The 418-nt window shown below is 45.2% G+C and carries 2 protein-coding genes; both read left to right on the top strand.

Annotated features, from left to right (window positions below):
- On the top strand, window positions 1-217 hold a 217-nt coding region (locus KP705_RS18225), incomplete at its 5' end, for a hypothetical protein (RefSeq protein ID WP_215765319.1).
- A 2-nt stretch (window positions 218-219) separates the two neighbouring features.
- A partial coding sequence (locus KP705_RS18220; protein WP_215765318.1) for a hypothetical protein occupies window positions 220-418 on the top strand: 199 nt, incomplete at its 3' end.

The following is a 418-nucleotide window of genomic DNA, read 5'->3' as shown; positions in this document are numbered from 1 at the left end:
TAAGGATGCGGGAACTCTTGAGTCTGTTGATGAGGTCACAAAATATGTGACTAAGCCGAACGATATTGAGACGATGGAGGATGGCCATCTTGAGTGGTTCTATAATGAGACACTCAATACGCGACTGATACAGAGGTACGGATCGTTTAGGAGTTCAAGGGGTCTCTTAATGATGAGAGGCTTCGCATCGTTCGAGATCAGTCTGATGGATCTCTGAAGATGATGAAGAAGCGTGTCATCAATGATGCTGAGCTTTTCACGAAGCGTGATGAAGGCGAAGCCACGATAGGTGTCCCTAAATCATTGGATATGTTCGGGCCCGATATTGCTATGGCTCTCTGTGTTGAGCCTTCTCTTGATGGTCGTGTCATCGTTGGTGATGAAATAAAATTCGAGCAGATGGAGAATAAGATTGTTG

The organism is Gluconobacter sp. P1D12_c (genome assembly GCF_018812105.1).
GTDB lineage: Bacteria > Pseudomonadota > Alphaproteobacteria > Acetobacterales > Acetobacteraceae > Gluconobacter > Gluconobacter oxydans_A.
This window is presented reverse-complemented; position numbering and strand designations above follow the sequence as displayed.